This window comes from Streptomyces sp. V2I9 (assembly GCF_030817475.1).
GTDB lineage: Bacteria > Actinomycetota > Actinomycetes > Streptomycetales > Streptomycetaceae > Streptomyces.
In genome coordinates this window covers 5998027-6018998 of sequence record NZ_JAUSZJ010000002.1, presented here as the reverse complement: position 1 = coordinate 6018998, position 20972 = coordinate 5998027, and the positions used below count along the sequence as shown (strand labels likewise).

At 70.3% G+C, this 20972-nt stretch carries 17 protein-coding genes and 2 pseudogenes; 5 read left to right on the top strand and 14 right to left on the bottom strand.

The window, feature by feature from the left end; genetic code table 11:
• From QFZ71_RS26230 to QFZ71_RS26215, 4 genes are all read right to left on the bottom strand, one after another.
• Nucleotides 1–1818 (bottom strand): hypothetical protein, encoded by a 1818-nt coding sequence (locus QFZ71_RS26230; protein ID WP_307670617.1) that lies wholly within the window; start codon nucleotides 1816–1818, stop codon nucleotides 1–3.
• Nucleotides 1815–2393, bottom strand: a complete 579-nt coding sequence (locus QFZ71_RS26225; RefSeq protein WP_307670616.1) for a hypothetical protein — start codon at nucleotides 2391–2393, stop codon at nucleotides 1815–1817. The genes QFZ71_RS26230 and QFZ71_RS26225 overlap by 4 nt, the downstream gene beginning before the upstream one ends.
• A complete protein-coding gene (locus QFZ71_RS26220) occupies nucleotides 2386–4584 on the bottom strand; it encodes a hypothetical protein (RefSeq protein ID WP_307670615.1) in 2199 nt (732 codons plus the stop codon). Before QFZ71_RS26220 ends, QFZ71_RS26225 begins: the two co-directional genes overlap by 8 nt.
• 268 nt (nucleotides 4585–4852) lie before the next feature.
• Nucleotides 4853–5602 (bottom strand): transposase family protein, encoded by a 750-nt coding sequence (locus QFZ71_RS26215; RefSeq protein WP_307670614.1) that lies wholly within the window; start codon nucleotides 5600–5602, stop codon nucleotides 4853–4855.
• Between the two features lie 264 nt (nucleotides 5603–5866).
• Between QFZ71_RS26215 and QFZ71_RS26210 the strand changes: the two are divergent.
• The 3 genes and pseudogenes from QFZ71_RS26210 to QFZ71_RS26200 form a co-directional block, all read left to right on the top strand.
• A pseudogene (locus QFZ71_RS26210) lies at nucleotides 5867–6178 on the top strand (IS5/IS1182 family transposase); the annotation flags it as partial.
• 239 nt (nucleotides 6179–6417) lie between these two features.
• A complete protein-coding gene (locus QFZ71_RS26205) occupies nucleotides 6418–7104 on the top strand; it encodes a 4'-phosphopantetheinyl transferase (RefSeq protein ID WP_373465209.1) in 687 nt (228 codons plus the stop codon).
• Nucleotides 7105–7299: 195 nt separating this feature from the next.
• Complete coding sequence (locus QFZ71_RS26200; protein ID WP_307670612.1) at nucleotides 7300–7758, top strand: recombinase family protein; 459 nt, start codon at nucleotides 7300–7302, stop codon at nucleotides 7756–7758.
• 21 nt (nucleotides 7759–7779) lie between these two features.
• Here the strand turns inward: QFZ71_RS26200 and QFZ71_RS26195 are convergent.
• Nucleotides 7780–8654, bottom strand: a protein-coding gene (locus tag QFZ71_RS26195; RefSeq protein WP_373465156.1) for an IS5 family transposase whose coding sequence is annotated in 2 segments (ribosomal slippage) — nucleotides 7780–8262 and nucleotides 8265–8654 — 873 coding nt in all. Because the reading frame shifts where the segments join, the coding sequence is not laid out codon by codon here.
• Nucleotides 8655–8734: 80 nt separating this feature from the next.
• Between QFZ71_RS26195 and QFZ71_RS26190 the strand changes: the two are divergent.
• Nucleotides 8735–10150 (top strand): annotated as a pseudogene (locus QFZ71_RS26190) (helicase-related protein); the annotation flags it as partial.
• 57 nt (nucleotides 10151–10207) lie between these two features.
• Here QFZ71_RS26190 and QFZ71_RS26185 read toward each other — a convergent pair.
• The 8 genes from QFZ71_RS26185 to QFZ71_RS26150 all read right to left on the bottom strand — a co-directional run bounded on the left by QFZ71_RS26185 (nucleotide 10208) and on the right by QFZ71_RS26150 (nucleotide 18478).
• The gene (locus tag QFZ71_RS26185) at nucleotides 10208–11275 is read right to left on the bottom strand and encodes a restriction endonuclease (RefSeq protein WP_307670610.1); all 1068 of its coding nucleotides are present in this window, start codon (nucleotides 11273–11275) and stop codon (nucleotides 10208–10210) included.
• A 620-nt stretch (nucleotides 11276–11895) separates the two neighbouring features.
• Complete coding sequence (locus QFZ71_RS26180; RefSeq protein WP_307670609.1) at nucleotides 11896–12519, bottom strand: hypothetical protein; 624 nt, start codon at nucleotides 12517–12519, stop codon at nucleotides 11896–11898.
• A gap of 37 nt (nucleotides 12520–12556) precedes the next feature.
• Nucleotides 12557–13153: a hypothetical protein gene (locus tag QFZ71_RS26175; RefSeq protein WP_307670608.1), complete on the bottom strand. Its 597-nt coding sequence runs from the start codon at nucleotides 13151–13153 to the stop codon at nucleotides 12557–12559.
• A gap of 78 nt (nucleotides 13154–13231) precedes the next feature.
• The gene (locus QFZ71_RS26170; protein ID WP_307670607.1) at nucleotides 13232–14398 is read right to left on the bottom strand and encodes an ROK family glucokinase; all 1167 of its coding nucleotides are present in this window, start codon (nucleotides 14396–14398) and stop codon (nucleotides 13232–13234) included.
• Between the two features lie 154 nt (nucleotides 14399–14552).
• Nucleotides 14553–15413, bottom strand: coding sequence for an ATP-binding cassette domain-containing protein (locus QFZ71_RS26165; RefSeq protein WP_307670606.1), 861 nt, complete (start codon nucleotides 15411–15413; stop codon nucleotides 14553–14555).
• Entirely contained in the window at nucleotides 15410–16456 is a 1047-nt protein-coding gene (locus tag QFZ71_RS26160) for an ABC transporter permease (protein ID WP_307670605.1), read from the bottom strand. Before QFZ71_RS26160 ends, QFZ71_RS26165 begins: the two co-directional genes overlap by 4 nt.
• Complete coding sequence (locus tag QFZ71_RS26155; RefSeq protein WP_307671592.1) at nucleotides 16453–17433, bottom strand: sugar ABC transporter substrate-binding protein; 981 nt, start codon at nucleotides 17431–17433, stop codon at nucleotides 16453–16455. The genes QFZ71_RS26160 and QFZ71_RS26155 overlap by 4 nt, the downstream gene beginning before the upstream one ends.
• Nucleotides 17434–17719: 286 nt before the next feature.
• Nucleotides 17720–18478 carry a GntR family transcriptional regulator gene (locus tag QFZ71_RS26150; protein WP_307670604.1) on the bottom strand — a complete coding sequence of 253 codons (759 nt, stop codon included), beginning with the start codon at nucleotides 18476–18478 and terminating at the stop codon, nucleotides 17720–17722.
• 131 nt (nucleotides 18479–18609) lie between these two features.
• Here QFZ71_RS26150 and QFZ71_RS26145 point away from each other — a divergent pair, with 131 nt between their 5' ends.
• Nucleotides 18610–19629: a Gfo/Idh/MocA family oxidoreductase gene (locus QFZ71_RS26145; protein ID WP_307670603.1), complete on the top strand. Its 1020-nt coding sequence runs from the start codon at nucleotides 18610–18612 to the stop codon at nucleotides 19627–19629.
• Between the two features lie 130 nt (nucleotides 19630–19759).
• On the opposite strand, the gene QFZ71_RS26140 is transcribed toward QFZ71_RS26145, so the two are convergent.
• Entirely contained in the window at nucleotides 19760–20956 is a 1197-nt protein-coding gene (locus QFZ71_RS26140) for a cytochrome P450 (protein ID WP_307670602.1), read from the bottom strand.
• Between the last annotated feature and the right edge of the window lie 16 nt (nucleotides 20957–20972).

Below are 20972 nucleotides of genomic sequence, written 5' to 3'. Positions count from 1 at the left end.
TCACAGCTCCGGTGACTTGCTGCCGCCCCGAGCCTCGCCGCCGTCGGCCAGCGCCGCCCGCAACGCGCGCAGTAGCGCCGCTGGCGGATACAGCTCGGGATCGCCGGGCGAGAGCCGCATGATCTCGTCCGGCTGCCCAGGAAAGATTTCGGTCACGGTGGGTTCAGCGAAGCCGAAGCTGTTTCGGAGGACGATCTCGGGGAGATCCGGCGAGGCGGCGTTGAGTAGCGTACGCACGCGCTCGGCCCGCTCCGGCCCGAGCCTCAGCAGTACGAAGGGCACCGCGGGCCGTCCGAGTGCGGCCCACGCGTCGTGCTCGGGGTGCTCGGGGCTCGCCGGGTGCAGGACCTGCGACGCCGGCGCGGCCAGTTCGGCGGCGATCCAGGCGGCGGCCTCCCCGAGCCGTTCGGCGCGCGCCGACGCCCCGCTGGCGCAGGCGGCGACGAGCCGCAGCGCGGGCTCGTACGACCCGGCGAGGTCAACCGTACCGCGCAGCTCCGCGGACGAGAAGAGCGGATCGCTGCCGGTCGGCACGAGGTTGAGTAGATAGCCGCCCGGTGACCAGTCCTCGCCGGCCATGAAGTGTTTCTGCAGGCTCGACCACAGGACGACCTGCACCCCGGACTCCTCGGCCGCCTCCGCCACCCTCGCGAGCCACGGGCCGGGCCCGGAGACGCTCGCGTCCACGGCCACGAGTGCCCCGCCACCGTACGCCGTCCCAAGCGCGCGGATCACCGCCGGTATATCGCACACCGCGAGGTCTCGCGCCTCGCTGCGCGCCCAGCCGGTGAACTCCGAAATGTGCTCCGTCGCGGCGCAGTTAGATACCGGCTCAAGCAGTACCATCAGCCGCTTCGGTCGGCCCGCCGCGTCTCCCGGCACGATGCCGTGCAGCGGCCGGTCCTCCGTGAAGGACCGTACGTCGCAGCGGTGCGCGATGTACTTGAGGAGCTTGCCCGTCTCGGGATAGCAGCCTTTCCCGACCAGCACCGAGGTGTCGGACGACACGGCCAGCTGCAGCAGTGAGTCGAGCGCGGACATGCCGCTGGCGGTGAGGACGCACTCGGCCCGCCCGGCACCGGCGAGGTACGGACCGTGGGCGGCCGACAGCACACGTTCACACTCCTCTACGACGCCACCGCGACCGCAGGTCGCTGCCTGAGTGAACCGGAGGCGGAGCGGCCGTACGTCCGTCGCCGCGCCGGACGCCGCGTCGTCCACGCACCACGAGTCCACTGGCAACTGTTCGAGCGCGAGATACGCGGAGACCAGTTGGAGGAACGTCAGGGCCCCGCCGAGCTTGCGGACGTCGCGGGCGAGATGCTGCAGTACCTCCGTCCCCGCAGCCGGCAGCCGCAGCACGCCCACCTCCTGGTCGAGCACGCGGAGGGGCGCGAACTCGGGGGCGGGCAGCCGGTCCCGCTTCTCAGGCTGGTTCGCGGCGATGTAGCCGACCGCATAGGCGTGGGCTTTGCGGGCGCAGTCGACGGTGCGGAAGACCAGCGCATCGTGTGTGTCGGTCGACAGCGCGTCTTCGAGGACGTCGGGATCGAGCGACTCGCGCTCGTAATGGGACTCGTACGACGGGCCCTGCAGTGTGCCGCTTCCCCGCCGGTCGCCCTGCACGGGCGACTGCCATGCCGACAGCAGCAGGGCGTCCCGCAGGCGCAGCTTGGCGGCACGGATGTTGTCCTCCTCGGTGTCTGTACGCAGCGCCGCCAGCAAGCCGTTCAGCGCATCTCGCTCCAAGTCGTTGGCTGGGGCAAGGAGTTCGAGATCCTTCGAGAACCGTACGCGGCGCTGCGTCTCCTGCATCATCCGGCGGCCCCCTGGAGCGGCCCGTGGCCTGGGCCAAAGGCCCAGTCGCCGCCATCCTCCGCAAGCGCGAGCACCGTGCCGGCGGGTGTACGGCCGCCGGGGTGCTCGATCCAGCAGCTGTCTGTGGGGTCCCACCAGCGTCCCGCCACCGCGAGTACCTCCCGGTAGATGAGGCCCGGCGGCGCCAGCCAGACGACGGCGCTGCCCCGCGCCCGCCAGCGCTCTCGCCAGTGCGCGACGACGCTTGGCGGCGCGGACAAGACGGCCTTGCCCCGGCGGTGCTCGACGCCGTACCGGTCCAGCACGGCAGAAGCCAGCTCGGCGTGCACGCCGGAGTCCGCCGCCGATGCCCGCGCGGCGTCGCACCAATGGCTCGGCCATTGGGTGTCACCCCACGGCAGCCGTTCCGGGATACGGGCGAGGGCGCTCGCCACGTCCAACTGCGCGGCAAAGCCGCCGACGAGCACCTCGCGCGCGAAGACGCAGCACGCCGCCAGGTGACTGCTCAGTCTCGACGGCGGCGCGTGGGTGAAGGAGGACGGAAACCCGGCACGGTCGCGGCTCGGCTCATCCATTGGCTGCTCCCCGCCCGAACTCGTAGCTCATCGAAAAGTCGTACGCCCCGCACGCGCCGATCGCGAGCGTCGTGCCGATCCGCAGGTCGGTCGTGTCGACATGCGTCAGCAGTACGTCGCTTTCCTGGCAGGTACGGCCCAGCACTCGCGCCGTGCCCCGTCTCAGCGGCGTCCACGTGCCGTCGCGGAGCACCGCCACCGGGCGGTCGAAGCTCAGCGCGTGTGACATCTCCGGGTCTCCGATGTCAACCACGACGTCGCACTCCATCGCGTCCGTACGCCGCGCGAGCACTGTCGCGTAGCGGATTCCCGCCGTCTGCGTCAGCACCCGGCCCGGCTCGGTAGCGAGGCGTGTCGTGCCGTCGAGGATGGTCGGGAAGAGGCTGCGGGCCGCTGCGACCGAGGTGCGGTAGTCCTCGAAGTCCTCAGCGTGCCAGCCGCCGCCGACATCGACCACGGCGGGCGGCGTGCCGAGGGCATCGGCCAAGAGGTGGGTGATGCGGGCGAGCCGCTCGACTTCCCGGTGCCAGACGGGACGTCCAACAACGGCTTCGGCGTGGTGGAAGTGCACGCCCCAGCTCGTGCCCAGCCTGGCCGCCGTGCGGCCGAGCTGGTCAGCCACGCGTTCGATCGCCTCCGCCGAGTCCATCGCGATGCCGAACCGGCTATCGAAGCTGGGTTGGAGCCGTACGCCGACCGTCGCCAGCTCCAGCGGGAAGGGGCGGTGGGCGGCGGCGAGCATCCGCAACTCGTCCAGCGAGTCAGCGAACGCGGTGCCGCAGACCGCTGCTTCGGGTGTCGGCCACCACTTGGCGGGGCCGTTGAGGACGGCGTCCCGGCGCGCGAAACCGGCGCGCACACCTGCGTCCAGCTCATGCTGGGAGGTCGCTTCGGCGACGAGGCCCAGCTCGGCGGCGGTAGCCATGAGACGGGGGTGGGGGAAGGTTTTGATGCTGTAACCAATTACCGTCTCGGGGCCGAGGGTCTCGCGTAGGCGCGTCGCCCGGCGTACGAAGTCGCTCGTCTCGAGGGCGAACGAGCTGGTGTCGCTGTCCCGTTCGTACGCGCCCTGCTCCAGCAGGCGGATGAGGTGTGCGACGGCCTGGGCCGGCTCTTCTGTGCTGTCCTGTCCCGGACTGTCCTGCCCCGAGGTGATGGCGCTGCACTTGAGGAGCGCAGGCACCGACGCAGACCGCTCCCGGGTCGGTGCCACGGCCGCCGCTGGTGTCCCGGCCTCCACCACGAGCCGCGTGAACGCGGCGTTGCCGGATTCCGTACGGACCGGGGTGCAGGAAAGGAGCGACCCGACGAGGTTGAAGCCCGCGAGGGCCGCGCCGTGGATCCAGGACGGAAACGTGGGCTTGACCGAGAGCAGGCGCAGGTCGCCGTTCCAGGTGCGGATCAGGTCCAGGGTGCCGCCGCCGGTCCAGCGCAGCTCGGCAACGACCGTGCGCAGCCGGTCGTTCAGGGCCGGGGGTGGCTGAGTCACGTTGCCCGCCCATGGCGTCCCGCCGCTCGTCACCTCCGTGGCCGCCATGAAGACGGCGTCTATGAGCGCCCCGTCGCGGGCGGCGAAGGCAAGGGAGCACGCCTGGCCCGGCACGTGGGCCTCCAGATACCAGGGTGTCCCCCACATTGCCGCAATCTGCCGCCCCGCGCTCAGCGCGGCCGATGTGCCACCGACCCGCGTGCCCCCTCCGATCTCGCCCCTGACCCAGGCACCGTGCTCGCACTGCCGCATGAACTTCGACACTTCGGTGATGGAATGCTCGGCGAGTGAGGGCGGCAGGGGCGTTTCCAGTGCGCGCGCGAGCTTCTGCGCGGGTCTGCCGAGCTGCGCGAGGCAGCTCTCGTCAGGGGCCAGGACATTCGCGTGCTGCGACAACTCCTGGGCGAGGATCCGGGCTTCGAGCGCGAGTCCCGGAATGAGCACCGCCTCTTTCGTCATTTCGCTTAACTGGGCAGCCCAGGTGCCGAGGTGCATTGTGCCCCAGTTCGGAAAGACGTGCGTCTCATCGAAAATCCCAGAATGCTCGGCGGTTTCGGAAAGCACGGCGCTGGGCATGGCCGAGTACCCGATGCCCGTGATCGAGGCTTCCGGGTCGAACAGTCGAATGCTGCGCGCGATTCCCAACCCGACGGAACCGTCCGGTCCCCCGTCGATCCCGGAGACCACGTAGCGTGCGCGCATCGAATCCGCCGTTCTCATGCCGTGTTACTGGAGGCGGCATCGTATGCAGGTGTTTCTCCGCAACACAAGCCCTGTTGAAACGGTGCCGGCTGCCAACTCTCGCCGCCCGAAGCACGGTTCGGTGCGGGCGGGAACGACCGCCGCCACCCCGTATCCCGGGGCCGGCACACGCGCCTGGCTCCCCGCAGGGGCAGGATCAACTATGGCCTGACCAGGGTGTCTTGACAGCATGTCGTCCGGTGGAAATGCTGGTGCTCATTGAGCTTCTTCAGCGGTGACGCTCCAGGGTGAGGACGGCCTTGGCGATTGCCGTCATGCGGTTCGGGCTGCAGCGGGACCGGCGGAAGATCTGCCAGGACTTCAGGCGGGCGACGCCTCGCTCGACCAGTGCTCGGGCTGTGGTCAGTGCCTGGTTGACGGTCCGCTCGGTGGGGGTGAGTTCTTGCAGGGGCTTGCGCTTGATGCCCGTGGTCACCCAGGGACCTGCGCCGAGGTAGGCGAGATCGGCCAGGACAGGGACGTCCTGGCGCTCGCAGATCCGGATGATCCGGTGGGTGCGGGCCGCGGTCAGGTCGTGGGCACGGCCCGGCAGCGCGGGCGAGAGCCACAGCAGCTGGCCGCCGGGATCAGTGACGACCTGCACGTTCACACCGTGCCGGCGGTGCTTGTGGGGGTAGTCCGCCCGCCCGTCACCTACCCGGTCGCACTCGGCGAGCGTGCCGTCCAGCAGGACGACGTCCGGGTCCGCCGCGCGCAGGACCTTGAGCAGGCCCGGCGCGCGGTCGGCGAGCAGGGCAATGACCGAGGTGGTGTAGGCGTGAGCGGTGGACTCGCTGATCCCGAACCCGGCGGCGATCTTGGCCGGAGTGGTGTGCTCCCGCAGGTGCACCAGTGCCACCAGCGCACGCTGGGACGGACGGAGCTTGCAGCGCCGGTCGCCCTCACGAGTGACGAGGAGCATCGTGACCCACTCCACCAGCGCATGCGGCAGGTCGAGTGCGGCAGGACAGATGACCAACGAGGCCCCCGGACCCTGTTGTTGAGACGTCAGACATCTCGATCAACACCCCGAGGGCCTCGTCCGTTTCGCACCCGAGGGCATCACCCGATCGGTGGCCACCTCGAAGAAGCTCATTGAGGTCTTCTCGGCAACGAGCCGGTTGCAGTGTGTGACTGTGTGAAGGCGTGAGGCCGGGGCATGTGACCCGGCGTTAGATGCGAGTGGAGCCCCTGGTAGGAACAGGTCTGCGAAGATCACGTTCCTGAACCCAGAGGCTCCACGTTGACCAGTATCACCTATACCGCTGTGCTCGATGTCGGCAGGGAGACCGCCGAGACTCTGGCCCGACTGCTGCACGAGCACCGCGAGAGGCTCGGTACCCGCAAGGGAAACCGGGCGCTGGGCGAGTACAAGCAAGGCGTGCTGGTCCTGCGGTGGTTGGTCGACGGGACCGGGCTGGCCCAACTCGCCTGCGACAACGCCATATCGGTGCCCACCGTTTACCGCTGCCTGTACGAAGGACTGGCCGTGCTCGCCGACCATGCCCCGGACCTGTCCACCGCACTGGAACGGGCGGCCGCGGCCGGCTACACCCCACCACCTGAGCGAAGATCACGAACCGTCACGAGACGTTACCGAGAAGGGCTCACTATGAACCGCCCCGGCCCGTCGGTGCCCCGATCCCCCGCGAAGGGACGGGCCGGGGCTTTCCGAGAGGGTCTCGCCCGGACACTGCCGACGGATGAAAGCTCCCAAACATGACGGGACCCAGCCCTCACGACAGCGCACCCGCCACCGCCCCAGGCCGCACGGACCTGCCGGACCCGTCGGGCCTGCTGGCCGGACTGCTGCCCCCTGGCATCGAGGTCGCGGAGCTGTTCGCCGATCCCCCCGACGTCACCTCGCTGCTGTACCCCGAAGAGGCCGGACTGGTCGTCAAGGCCGTGGAGAAGCGCAAGCTGGAGTTCGCCGCGGTACGGCTGTGCGCGCGTACGGCGCTGGCGCGTCTCGGCGTGCCCCCGATGCCCATTCTGCCGGGGCAGCAACGGGCCCCGATGTGGCCGGAGGGGATCGTCGGAAGCATGACGCACTGCGACGGCTACCGTGCCGCGGCGGTGGCGCGCCGCTTGGCGGTTCGCGCGATCGGCGTGGACGCCGAGCCGCACGACCCGCTGCCCGCAGGGGTCGCGTTGTCCGTGCTGCTCCCCGAGGAGCAGGACACCGTCCACGGGCTCGCGCGGCGGCGCCCCGACATCGCCTGGGACCGGCTTGTCTTCAGCGCCAAGGAGAGCGTCTACAAGGCGTGGTCCCCGCTCACCGGCCGCTGGCTGGATTTCCACGAGTGCGCCGTCGTGCCCGATCCGGACCGGGGGACCTTCACGGGCACGCTCCGCGTCTCCGGCCTGGTCGTGGACGGCGATCGGATACGGCGCTTCACCGGCCGCTGGACGACCCGGGGAGACGTCGGAGCCGGGCACTTGGCCACTGCGGTGCTGGTGATGGCCCCCGGGCAGGGGTGACGGAAGGTGCTTGCGCGGGCCTGCCCGGCAGCGGGCGCGGCGCGGGTCAGGAAGCGGACCGGCGGTCGGCCAGCCGATGGAGCTGCCGGGCGAACGCCGGGATCTCCTCGACCGTGTCGACGAACTGACCGGGGTTCACCACGAATCATCGGCAAGCCCCCCTATGGATACCTCGCCGACAAGGTCCCCCACCCCGTGCCCGCCCGCCGTGCCGAAGGCCGGACCAAGCACCGGCTCGTCCCCGACCCGGTATGCGGCCCCGTGGTCTCCGAGACCTTCCGGTTGCGCGCGCTGGAGCGACTCACCTACCGGGCCATCGCCGAGAGGTTCAACCAGGACCTGGACAAGTACCCGCCGCCCGTCGCGAACAAGAGCACCGTCACCGTCGGGAGATGGCCCGTGCAATCCGTACGGGGCAACCTCGAAAACCCCAAGTACACCGGCTACCAAGTCTGGAACCGCAAGGCCCGCAAGAAGCGCGGCAACAAGGGCAACCCGGTCTCCGAATGGATCTGGTCCCCGCGCCCGGTCCATGAGAACCCTTCGCGAATCCGGATAGGCGGGGTGCGCCCTGGACTGACGTACGAGTGGTCCCGGGGGAGGGAAGATCGCGGCATGACAACGGGACCTCGTTTTGGCGTGAGAGCTGTCTAGGGTCTGTTGCGAAAGTGCTGGTCACAGCCACTCGTTGATGGCCGCGACCAGCACGGTTGCCTCATAGCGGACGGCGAGTTTGTCGTACCTCGTGGCTACTGCGCGGTGTCTCTTGAGGCGGTTGATCCCGCACTCCACCGCATGCCGTTGTTTGTAGTCTTCCCTGTCGAACTTCGGCGGCCGGCCGCCGCGGGAGCCGAGCTTCTTGCGGTTACGGATCTGGTCCGCCTTCTCCGGGATGGTGCAGGCGATCCGGCGTCCGTGCAGGTAGGCACGGTTCGCTCGGGAACCGTAGGCCTTGTCGCCCCGCACCTTGTCAGGTCGGGTGCGGAGCCGACCGGGGCCTGGGCGGGGTACTCGGATCTTCTCCAGGACCGGGCGGAAGTAGGGACTGTCGTGCCGGTGGCCGGCGGTGATGAGCAGTGACAGTGATTTCTGCCCCTGCTCGGTGGCGAGGTGGATTTTCGTGGTCAGACCGCCGCGGGAGCGTCCGAGGCCATGATCGTCGGGCTCGGTGACGAAGCCGCCGGGCGGTTCCTTTTGAAGGTCCCCTTTTTACGGGCTCCCGCGGCGTGCTGATGAGCACGGCAGACCGTGGAGTCCACGCTGACGTCCCACGTGATCAGGCCCCTCGCGTCGGCATCGGCCTGCAGTTGTTCCAGGATCCGGTGCCAGGTGCCGTTACGCTGCCACCGGCGGAACAGGTCGTACACCCGGTCCCACGGTCCGTACCGTTCGGGCACATCCCGCCATGGCGTTCCCGCCGTGGTCCTCCACCGTATGCCGTCTATGAGCTGCCGCCTCGTCCATATCGGCGGCCTCCCGGCCTTCTTGCCCTTTGGCAGCAGCGGCTCCAGCCGCGACCACTGTGCATCTGTCAGATCTCCACGCGCCACAACGCATGATCATCACCGATCAAGATCCACTTTCGCAACAGACCCTAGGCGCATTCATAAGCTCAGCTCTGAGCCTGAGTGTAGAGCTCGACTACGTCGGATCGCTCGCCAACGCCGCCAAGGTGATCTCCGCCCTGCACCGGGGCGAGAAACGGCTTGTCTTCTGCGACTCCCGCAAGCAGGTGGAAGAACTCGGTGCGGCGCTGCGCGCTCGCGACGTCACCGTGTTCCTCTCCCACGCCTCCCTCTCTACCGACGAACGCACACGCTCCGAGCAGGCATTCGCCGAAGCCCGCGACTGCGTCATCGTCTCCACCTCCACCCTCGAACTCGGCATCGACGTCGGCGACCTCGACCGCGTCATCCAGATCGACTCCCCCAGCACCGTCGCCTCCTTCCTGCAGCGCATCGGCCGCACCGGACGCCGCTCCGGAACCTCCCGCAACTGCCTGTTCCTCGCCACCCGGCCCGACACCCTGCTCCAAGCAGCCGGCCTGCTCACTCTGTGGGCCCGTGGTTGGGTGGAACCCGTCACCCCGCCACCCTCACCCCGCCACCTCGTCGCCCAGCAACTCCTCGCCGTCACCCTGCAGGAACACCGCATCGGCGACCGGCTGTGGCCCGAGCAGTGGAACGGCCTCGCCCCCTTCGACCAGTCCGCCGCGCCCATCCTGTCCCACCTGGTCACAGGCGGCTTCCTCGACAGCGACGGCGGCATGCTGTTCATCGGTCCCGAAGCCGAGAAACACTTCGGCCGCCGTCACTTCATGGAGCTGACCGCATCCTTCACCGCGCCCCCCGAGTGCACCGTGCTCGCCGGACGCACCGAGATCGGCACCACCGACCCCACCGTCCTCACCGAAGAACGTCCCGGCCCGCGCCGCCTGCTGCTGGCCGGACGCAGCTGGCAGGTCACGTTCATCGACTGGGCCCGACGCCGTGCCTTCGTCGAACCCGTCGAGGACGGCGGCATCGCCAAATGGCAGGGCAGCGAAGCCCGCGGCCTGTCCTACGTCCTCACCCGCGCCATGCGCGACGTCCTGCTCGACACCGACCCCGACGTCCGCCTTACCCGCCGCGCCACAGCGACCCTCGCCGGGCTCCGCCTGGACCTCGCCCCTCACGAAGTACACCCGGCAGGCACCCTGCTGGTCCGCGACGCCGACGCCACCCGCTGGTGGACCTGGGCCGGCTACCGCGCCAACGCCACCCTCGCCGCCTCCCTCGGCAACCTCGCCGACCCCGTGCAGCGCCCCACCGATACCCATATCCGGCTCCGCCAGGACCTTGCCCCCACCGACTGGAAGACCGCCCGCGCTGAACTCCCCGATTCCCTGACCCTGCCCACCGTCGACCCGCGAGCCGTCCGCGGCCTGAAGTTCTCGGTAGGCCTCCCGCCCCGCATCGCCACCACCACCCTCGCCGAACGCCTCGCCGACTTCGACGGCGCCCTCGCCGCAGCCCGCGAGCCCGTACGAATGGAATGGGGCACCTGAACAGCCCGGCACACGGGCGATTTGCTGCCGGTGCAGTTCCCTCCCCTCGCTGATCCGCTATTGGCCTCCGTCTGGAGACGATCGCAACTCGCTCGGCTCATATCCGAGTTGGTAGGCGCGGACACCGCTGCCGTTCATGCGGTAGATCGTGATGCTCGACAGGAATTGCTGCTTGATGTCCAGGATGCGTTGCGGCTCTTTCTCCTCGATCCCGCTGATCCACGCCTCAATGTGTTCCGGCAGCTTGAAGGCCAGACGGTAAGCGTCCTCGTCTGCTCGTGGGGACAGCGTCCACTCAGCAGTTGCGGCTTGCCCAGACCGGCGCAACCGCACAGCGTGGTCGGGGCACTGTTCGGCGTAGGAGAGGAACTGCTCCTGTTCCTCAGCGACCAGCGGCAGGATGAACGGGGCCGCAGGGAAACCGAGCAGCAGCTCAGCCGCAGCATGCTGTTCCAAGGTGTCGACGAACTGGGTAAGGATCACGGAGGCGGCAGCCTTGAACTGCTCGGCGTTGGTGGTGACCGGCAGTGGCGGCACCCCTGTCGGCCATGTGCCGAGAGCCTCGCGGAGTACCTTGCGCATCCATGTCACAGGGAAATGAGCAACGGCATGGGCGTTCTGCGCCGAGTAAAGGCTGGCCGCAGCGGTACGGATCGCCTTGCGCAGCCATGTGAAGGACTCTCCGGACAGGTCCACCAAGGAGATCTGGTGGGCGAGAGCATACTGCTGGGCACTCGGACTGAACCCGTTGGCGGAAAAGAGCGCGTAGGTGTACTGGTACCGCCGTCGGGGCCGCGTACCGGCATGGCTCATGAAGTTTTCGTTGACGTCGTGCAGGACGCCATGCGCATTGCGCACGACCTCCAGTTCGCACGGAGTCGAGTAGTGCTTGGCTTCCAGGAACAGCCGCACGGGGAGGGAGAAGGCGGGGTTGAAAGCGAACTCACCAAGCACGTCCACTTGATGGACCGCACCACGGCCTCGGACACGCAGAGAGCCGCCTGATCCGACGAGTTCGGCATCGTCCTGTCGATAGTCGACGAGCAGCCGGTAGCCGCTGTGCCGGAGCAACCAGGCCAGGGCCTCCTCGAGCAAGTACCCCCGCAACGCGGACCTCTTTGCCATGCCCTTGCCCCCTGCCGTTCACCGAGCTTGCCAGATGTGATCTTCTCACCCTTTCCTGGGCCCGACCGGACCTCGCGAACGCCTCGCCAGGCCCCTTCAGCCACCGAGGAGACCGTCTGGAAGCCACCTTCTCCAAGCCACTGCGACCTTTGACCTAAAAGGTTCGAATCCCTTCCGACCTGCATATTTGCCTGATCAGGGATATTTGGAATGCCCTCTGCGAAAGGAACTCCGTCATCGCGACCGGCACGGACCATTCTCGCTTCGAATCGACCGTGACCCAGGCACGATCAGCGGCATAAGCGCATCCCCTGCCCCGTTACGCGGAAGCCCTACACGGCAGACCGCGGCGACCACGCGGCCCAGCGAAGCCCCTACCAACGCCTACCTGAGAGCCCCCGCCAGCGCCCCGACCCCCATCCGCCCGAGGGCCGAACCCACGGCCAATTGCACTGACGAGCCCCCGCCGACAGAGGTCGGCGGGGGCTCGTCGTGTCTCCTGCTAGGAGCGTTTTCTCTCCCACACATCTCACCAACAGAGTCGACGTGCCTGGACAGAAAGGGCCCGACCTGGCCCTATACAGCTCACCTGGACCGACCAAGACCCCACGAGACACGATTCACCACCTGTGCCATGTCGTCCCGAGGGAGGGTCCGATGACCAGGACGGGCGCGTCCTCGGGCCCGTCGAAGCGGTACTGGAGAGTCCGGGGAAGCCCGTTCCCCGCATGCGTCCCCTGAGCGCTCCCCTGCGGGGGCTGCGGAGCGGACGCCCCCTGCGGGACGTGGGCGTCCTGCGGGACAGGAGTGGTGTGCGGGGTGGCAGTGGTCTGCGGTACGGCAGCGGCCTGGAGGGTCCGCGGTACGGAGGTGGTGTGCGGGCCGGGTACCAGGGTCGCGCCCGGAGTCGCCTGCGGGACCGGAGCGCCCTGCGGTGACGGGCCGGGCTGCTGCGGGGCGAACGGTGTCTGCGGGGTCGGCCGAGCCGGGGCCGGGGCGAGCGGAAGGTGCTCCGGCTGCGCGGACATCGGGGCCTGCGGGAACCCCGGCGTACCGCCGCCGCCCGGCGCCGGGTAGACGGACGCGGGGTCCGGATACGGCTCCGGGGCGGCCGGCGGTGGCACGGCGTCCGGTCCACGGTGCGACGCCGGGGCCGCCTGGTGAGGCGCTCCGTGGTGCGGGGCGGGCCCAGCCGGGTCGGGGGCCTGCACGGGCTGCGGGGTCGTCTCGCTCACTTCGCTCACTCGCTCCAGGTTACTGAGCGCCCCTCCGGTCCCCGGATCAGGGGGTCGCCGCCGATACGACGTACACGACAGGACTGGCCGGATCGGTCATGTTGACCGTGATGTTCTGGGTGGGGCGCGGCTTCTTGTTGCTGTGTGTGGTGCCGGCCCAGCGCTCTCCGGCGCCGAAGGACCAGCCGGTGATCTTGATGTCCCGCCGGCTGATGGTGATGGTGTCCGGCTCCAGCGCCGCGCGTCCGGTGCCCACCCCGGTCAGGAAGCGGTCGAGACCCGCGGAGGTCGTCCGGAACTTCGCGTACATCCGGCTGGCTTTCCAGTTGTTCGTCTCGTAGTACTGGACGCCCTGTCCGTTGCCGGGGATGGGGATCTCGAAGATCCGGCGCTGCATCTTGGAGGGCCAGCCCTCCCGGAGTCCCTGGGCGGCCGCCTCCGCCTCCTTGTCCTGGCCCGAGCGGCGGCTCTGGCCCGCCGAGATGAGCAGGTAGCCGGCCGGGATGCCGATCAGCAGCACGATGATCGTGGCGGTGATGAAGCGCCGCTTGAACACATGCCGCGGGTCCTCGGGCGGCTTGCCCTCGCCGTCGCCCGGAGACTCCGACTGGTGCGGCACCACGGGGTGCTCGGCTGCGATCATGATCAGGTGGTCCCTAGGTGCTGCGGCGTGAAGAGGCGTACGTATGGAAGGAGGGACGCCGGAAGGGGCGGCCCCGGTTCAGTCGACGGTGCGGGTGGTCCGCGTGTTGCGGATGGTGCTCGCGGCCTGGTCGTAGATCTGGGCGTACCGCTCGTACCGCTCGACCCGCCGCCGGTTGGCCCGGCGGAAGCGGCGGGCGACCAGCCGTGCCAGGTCCGCGGCGCCGACCATACCCGCCTCGGGGCCGAGCTGCGCTTTCGCGATGCGGGCCTCCGGGCGGTAGCCCCGGCCGGTGAGATGGCGCTTGAAGGCGTCACGGGCGGGGTTGATCAGGAGGTCGTCGGCGGCGCTGACGCCGCCCCCGATGACGAAGCAGGAGGGGTCGAGCGCGGCAGCCAGGTTGGCGATGCCGACGCCGAGCCACTGACCGATGTCCTGGAGGAGTTCGATGCACATCGCATCGCCCTCGCGGGCCAGTTCGGTGATGAGGGGCCCGGTGATGTCGGAAACGTTCCCCTTCACCCGGTCCAGCAGGTAGTGCGCGACCGGGGAGTCGGCGGCGGCCAGCTCCCGGGCCTCGCGGACCAGGGCGTTGCCGGAGCTGTACTGCTCCCAGCAGCCCCGGTTGCCGCAGGGGCAGCGGTGGCCCGAGGGCACCACCTGCATGTGGCCGAACTCACCGGCCACCCCGTACTTGCCGCGCTTGACCCGGCCGTCCTCCAGGATCGCGCCGCCGATGCCCGTACCGAGGGTGATCATGACGAGGTGGTCCTCGCCGCGGCCCGCTCCGAAGCGCCATTCCGCCCAGGCGGCGGTGTTGGCGTCGTTGTCGACCATGACGGGGACGACGAGGCGGGAGGCGAGGGCGTCGCGCAGGGGCTCGTCGCGCCAGGCGAGGTGCGGGGCGAACAGCACCTTGGAGCGGTCGGCGTCCACCCAGCCCGCCGCGCCGATGCCCACCGCGTGGACGTCGTGCCGGTCGGAGAGGTCCAGGACCAGCTCGACGATGGTGTCCTCGACGACCTTGGGGCTCTTGGACTTGTCGGGCGTCTCGGTGCGCAGCTGTTCCAGGATGTTGCCGTCGGCGTCGACGACGCCCGCCATCACCTTGGTGCCGCCGATGTCGATCCCGACCGTGGGCACACGGGGCGCGGACAGGTGCGAGCGGCGTTCCTTGGTGCCGACGGTCTTGAGGACGGTGGCGCGGGCTGAGCCGCGGTGTGCGAAGTCGCGGTACGTGCTCATCGTCCCTGCGGGGTCTCGGAGGCCGGGCCGTGGTCGCGGCCGGCGGCGGACGGCGCCCGCCGCGCTCGATTCTGCCACTGCCCGGCCCCGGCGACCGGCGGCCGGGGTCGGCCGCGCCGGGCGGGTCGGCGGCGCGGCCGGGTCGGGCGGCGGGTCAGGGGGTGCCGTCGGTCGCGGTGGACGCGCCCGGCAGGGTGGGGGTCGGGGTGCGTTCCAGCTCGTGGCTGAGTTCGTCCAGCTCGCTGCCGCCCGCCATCTGCCGGGTCAGTTCGTCCAGCGTGATGTCGTCCTTGGTGTGGCTGCCGGACATCACGCCCCGCTTGAGGAGGACGAACCGGTCGCCGACGAGGTGGGCGTGGTGCGGGTTGTGCGTGATGAGGACCACGCCGAGCCCGGCGTCACGGGCGGCCGCCACGTACTTCAGGACGACGCCGGACTGCTTGACGCCGAGCGCGGCGGTCGGCTCGTCCAGGACGAGGACCTTCGCGCCGAAGTAGACGGCGCGGGCGATGGCCACGCACTGGCGCTCACCACCGGACAGGGTGCCGATGGGCTGGTCGACGTCGCGCAGGTCGATGCCCATGCGGAGCAGTTCCGTACGGGTCGTCTCGCGCATCATGCGGACGTCGAGGCGCTTGAAGGGGCCGAAGCCGGTGGTGGGCTCGGAGCCGAGGAAGAAGTTTCGCCAGACCGGCATCAGGGGGACGACGGCCAGGTCCTGGTAGACCGTGGCGATGCCCCGGTCCAGGGCGTCGCGCGGGTTGGCGAGCGTGGTCTCCTCGCCCTCGATCAGGAAGCGCCCCGTGTCGTGCCGGTGCAGCCCCGCGATGATCTTGATGAGGGTGGACTTGCCGGCGCCGTTGTCGCCGAGGACGCAGGTGATCTCGCCCGCGTGGACCTCCAGCGAGACGTGTTCCAGGGCCTTGATGTTGCCGTAGAACTTGGAGACGTCGTCCAGCTCGACCAGGGGCCCGGCGGCGGTCGCGCCCTCGGTGCTGTCGGGGGTGGCCGTCATGTCGTCGCCTCCGCGCGCTTGCGCACCCACGCGTTGAGCAGGGTGGCCAGGAGCAGCATGGCTCCCAGGAAGAATTTGAACCAGTCCGGGTTCCACTCGGCGTACACGATGCCCTTGCTGGTCATGCCGAAGATGAACGCGCCGACCGCCGAGCCGATCGCGGAGCCGTAGCCGCCGGTGATCAGGCAGCCGCCGATGACGGCGGCGATGATGTACGTCAGTTCGTTGCCGACGCCCTCGCCGGACTGGACGACGTCGTAGCTGAACAGCAGGTGCTGGCCGGAGACCCAGGCGGCGAAGGCGACGCCGAGGTACAGCCCGATCCTGGTGCGGATGACGGGGACGCCGACCGCGCGGGCGGCGTCGGCCTCGCCGCCCACGGCGAAGATCCAGTTGCCGAAGCGGGTACGGAGCAGGATCCAGGTGGCGACGGCGACCAGGGCGATCCACCACAGGATGGTCACCTTGAGCTCGACGCCGCCGAGGGTCAGCGTGGAGGCGAACAGGGCGTGGGCCGAGTCGAAGCCCTCCATGTCGCCGATGGCCTTGGTGGAGACGGTGCCGCTGATGAGCTTGGTGAAGCCGAGGTTCAGGCCGGTCAGCATCAGGAAGGTGCCGAGCGTGATGATGAAGCTGGGCAGCTTGGTGCGGGTCAGCATGAAGCCGTTGAACGCGCCGATGGCGAGGGTGACCAGCAGCGAGACGAGGACCCCGACCCAGACGTTGGCCGTCATCTGGTAGCTGAACATCGAGGAGATCAGCGCGGAGCTGGTCACCAGGACGCCGGCGGAGAGGTCGAACTCGCCGCCGATCATCAGCAGCGCGACCGGGGCGGCCATGATGCCGAGGACCGAGGCGGCGTACAGCACGGTGCCGAGGCTGGATGCCTGGAGGAAGCTGTCCGCGACGATCGTGAAGAACAGGAAGACGGCCACCGCGCCGACGACCGAGCCCAGTTCGGGACGGCCGAGGAGCTTGCGCAGCGGCGAGGTGCGCACCAGGCGTTCGTCCGGCCGGTCGGGTGCGGCGGTGGAGCCGCTCATCGGGTGCCCCGCTCGGTGTAGTCGGCCAGTGCGTCGGCGTCGTCCTTGGTGATGACCTGGGGGCCGGTGAGGACGGGGAGGCCGCCGCCGAGGACGTTGCGGTTGTAACGGTAGAGCCAGAGCAGGTCGACGGCCTGGTAGCCCTGGAGGTAGGGCTGCTGGTCGACGGCGAAGCCGAGCTTGTCGCTCTGGAGCCCGGTGGCGACCTTGGCGTTGAGGTCGAAGGTGTCGATCTCGGCCTTGCTGCCCGCCGTCCGCTTGGCCTGGACGGCCGCGTCGGCGAAGGGGGCGCCGAGGGTGACGACCGCGTCGATGCTCTTGTCGGACTGGAGCTTGGCCTCGATGGACGCGGTGACGTCGGGCATGTTGGTGCCATCGACGTAGAGGTTCTGCATCGTGCCGTCGAAGGTCTTCTTCGCCCCGGCGCAGCGCTGCTCGTGGCCGACGTTGCCCTGCTCGTGCAGGACGCACAGGGCCTTCTTGCGGCCCCGGCCGTTCAGCTCGTCACCGACGGCCTCGCCGGCGATGGCCTCGTCCTGACCGATGTGGGTGAGCGCCCCGAACTCCTTGGACTCGGCGGAGCCGGAGTTCACGGTGACGACCGGGATGCCCGCCTTGACGGCCTTGGCGACCACGGCCTTCATCGCGTCGGGCTTGGCCAGCGAGACGATCAGCCCGTCGACCTTCTTGTCGATCGCGGTCTGGACGAGCTGCGCCTGCTGGTTGCCCTCGTCGTTGTGCGAGTAGAGGAAGTTGATGTTGTCCTTGAGCGCGGCCTGCTCGGCGCCCTTCTGGACGATGTCCCAGAAGGTGTCGCCGTCGCCCGAGTGGGTGACCATGGCGAAGGTCCAGCGCGGCGTGTTCACCGCGGCCCGCCCCTCGGCCGCGGCGGCCGCGCGCTCCTCGGCGCGCTTGCCGCCGGTGCTGCTGCATCCCGCGAGGGAGGCGACCAGCGCCACTGCCAGCACGGCGCCCATCGCGCGTACCCCTGTCCGAACCGTTGCCACGACGCCGTGCCCTTCTTCTGCTGCTCGCTGTGCGCTTCGCTCGACCGGGCCGGGGTGTGTACGGCCGCGGACCGGCTGCCCAAGTATCCCCGAGCCCCCGACGGACACGGAGCCTGGGGCACAGGGGCGGCCGAGCGCAACCCGTGTGCCCGGACCATTTCTGCCCGTCCGGCGCCCGCGGACGGAACCCTCGCGTGGGTGGGTCCCCGGACACAGGGAGCCGGGGCACGGATATGCGGCGGGCGCGGTCGGGCGCTCAGGGTCGTACGAGCAGCTGGAACTCGAAGGAGTACCGCGTCGCCCGGTACACGTGCGATCCGAACTCGACCACCCGCCCGGTGGTGTCGTACGTGATCCGCTCCATCGTCAGCAGCGGCGCGCCCGGCTCCTCGTCCAGGACGCGGGCCTCCTCCGGCGTCGCGGCGCGTGCGCCCACGGACTGGCGGGCGCTGTGCAGGGTGATGCCGGCCGCCCGCATCAGGCGGTAGAGGCCGGTCGCCTCCAGCTCATCGGTGCGCAGGGGGAGCAGCCCCGGTGGCAGGTGGTTGCGCAGGAGGGCCATCGGTTCGCCGTGGGCGTCCCGCAGCCGCTCGACGAGGTGCACCTCGCTGCCCTCCGCGACACCGAGCGCGGCGGCGGCCTCCGCACCCGCCGGTTCCGTGGCGACGCGCAGAACCCTGGTGGTGGGGCGCTGCCCGGCCGCCTCCAGGTCGTCGTAGAGCGAGCTGAGCTCCAGCGGGCGGCGGACCCGGCGGTGGACGACCTGGGTGCCGACCCCTCGGCGGCGGACCATCAGCCCCTTGTCGACGAGGGACTGGATGGCCTGGCGGACGGTCGGCCGGGACAGGCCCAGGCGCGCGGCGAGGTCGATCTCGTTCCCGAGCAGGGTGCCGGGGGCCAGTCGGCCCTCTTCCACCGCGGCCTCCAGCTGCTGCGCCAGCTGGAAGTAGAGCGGCACGGGGCTGGTGCGGTCCACCCGCAGCGGCAGCGGCCGGTCGGTTCCATGTGCGGTCACGGGGGCGAGCGTAGTTCGCTTGTCCGGACAAAGCCATGGCCGGTCGGGGTGTGCTCGCCCGACCTGCGCGACCCCTCCTTTGTCAGGACAAACGCTTGACATGACGACCGGGCGAACGCCACCTTGGGCCCATGCGCATCGCACTGATCGGAACGGGACGGATCGGCACATTCCATGCGGAGGCGCTGAGCCGTCATCCCGCCGTGGACGCCCTGCTGCTGGCGGACGCGGACCCCGAGCGGGCGGCGCGCGCAGCCGTACGGACCGGGGCGTCGGCCGTACCGGTGGACGCCCTGTTCACCGGGGAGGGCGGGGCGCGGGGCCTGCCCGACGCCGTGGTGATCTGTTCGGCGACCTCGGCCCACGCCGGGCTCATCGCGCGGGGCGCCCGCGCCGGGCTCCCGGTCTTCTGCGAGAAGCCGATCGCGCTGGACCTGCCCGGCACCCTGGCCGCGCTGGCGGAGGTCGAGGCGGCGGGCAGCGTGCTCCAGCTCGGCTTCATGCGGCGCTTCGACGCGGGGTACGGCGAGGCCAGGGCCGCCGTACGGGACGGGCGGCTCGGCCGGCTGCACACCGTGCGGGCGGCCACCTCCGACCCGGCCCCGCCGCCGGCCGCCTACCTCCCGCTCTCCGGCGGGCTGTACCGCGACTGCCTCGTCCACGACTTCGACATCCTGCGCTGGGTCACGGGCCGGGAGGTGAGCGAGGTGTACGCCACCGGGTCCGACGCCGGGCCCGCGATGTTCCGGGCGGCCGGGGACGTGGACACGGCCGCCGTCCTGCTCACCCTGGACGACGGGACGCTCGCCACGGCCACCGCGACCCGGTGCAACGGCGCCGGGTACGACGTACGGATGGAGCTGGCCGGGGAGCTGGACCAGCTCGCGGTCGGCCTCGACGACCGTACGCCGCTGACCTCGGCCGAGCCCGGCGGCCCCGGCGCCCCGGCGAAGCCCTGGCCGGGGTTCCTGGAACGGTTCGCCCCCGCCTACGAGGCGGAGCTGGACGCGTTCCTGCGGGTGGTCCGCGGCGAGCTGGCCAATCCGTGCGACGGGCGGGAGGCCCTGCACGCCCTGCGGATCGCGGAGGCCTGCGAGGTCTCCCGCCGCGAACACCGGCCGGTCGCGCTGACCGAGATCGCGGGCGGCTGAACCGGAGCCGGACCGCGCCCGACCCAGCACCGGAGCCGTACGCGCCGGAGCCGTACCCGACGCGGCCTTGCCCGACCGCGGCGTCACCCGACCGCGGTCAGGTCACGCCGCGCCGTGTCGGCCGCCCCCGCTACCAGGCGACCGGATAGCTCAGCGGGCCCCGCATCAGCATCCCGGTCCGCCACGGGAGCGTCGCCGGGTCGGCGGCCGGCCGCAGTTCCGGGCAGCGTTCCAGCAGCGACCGGATGGCGATCCGCGCCTCGATGCGGGCCAGCGGCGCCCCCAGGCAGTAGTGGATGCCGTGCCCGAAGGCGAGGTGGCCCCGCGCGTCCCGCGTGATGTCGAACCGGGAGCCGTCGGAGTAGCGGGCCGGGTCCCGGTTGGCGTCCGACAGGGCGACGAGGACCAGCTCGCCGCCGCCGGGGATCACCACGCCGCCGACCTCGACCGGTTCGGTCGTGAAACGGTACGTGGGGGTCTCCACCGGTCCCTCGAACCGCAGGATCTCCTCGACCGCGTTGTCGATCAGGGAGAAGTCGGCGCGCAGGGCCGCCAGTTGATCGGGGTGGGCGAGGAGGCTGTGCACGCCGTTGGTGATGAGATTGACCGTGGTCTCGTGTCCCGCGACCAGCAGCAGCCAGACCATGCCGATCAGTTCGTCGCCGGAGAGCCGGTCGCCGTCCTCGTCGGCGGTGTGGATGAGCGCGCTCAGCAGGTCGTCGCCCGGCTCCGCGCGCTTGTCGGCCAGCAGCCGGGAGAGGTACGCGGCCATCTCCTCGGTGGAGGAGGCGCGCACCGAGGGATCGATGGAGGAGACCGCCTGGCCGGACCAGGTGCGGAACTTCTCGCGGTCCAGGAACGGGACGCCGAGCAGCTCACAGATCACCGACATGGGCAGCGGGAAGGAGAGCCCCTCGACGAGGTCCGCCGTACGGTCGGGGGCGGCGAGCATCGCGTCCAGCAGGCCGTCGGTCATCTCCTGGACGCGCGGCGCCAGCCGTTCCATCCGGCGCGGGGTGAACTCGCGGGTGACCAGCTTGCGCAGCCGGGTGTGGTCGGGGGCGTCGGAGCTGAGCATCGAGGTGCCCGCGGACACCTTGGCGATCCCGAGCGCCGGCGAGGCCCGGCTCCACTGCTTGGAGAGCCGCTGGTCGGCGAGGAGGTCGCGGCCGAGCTCGTATCCGACGACGAGCCAGGCGTCCGCGCCCTCGGGGATCCGCACCCGGTGGACCGGTCCCTCCTCCCGCAGCGCGGCGTAGACGGGGTAGGGATCGCGGATGAACTGCTCGCCGAGCGCGGCGAGATCGACCAGGGGTGAAGTGGTCAACACGGTTCCCTTCGAG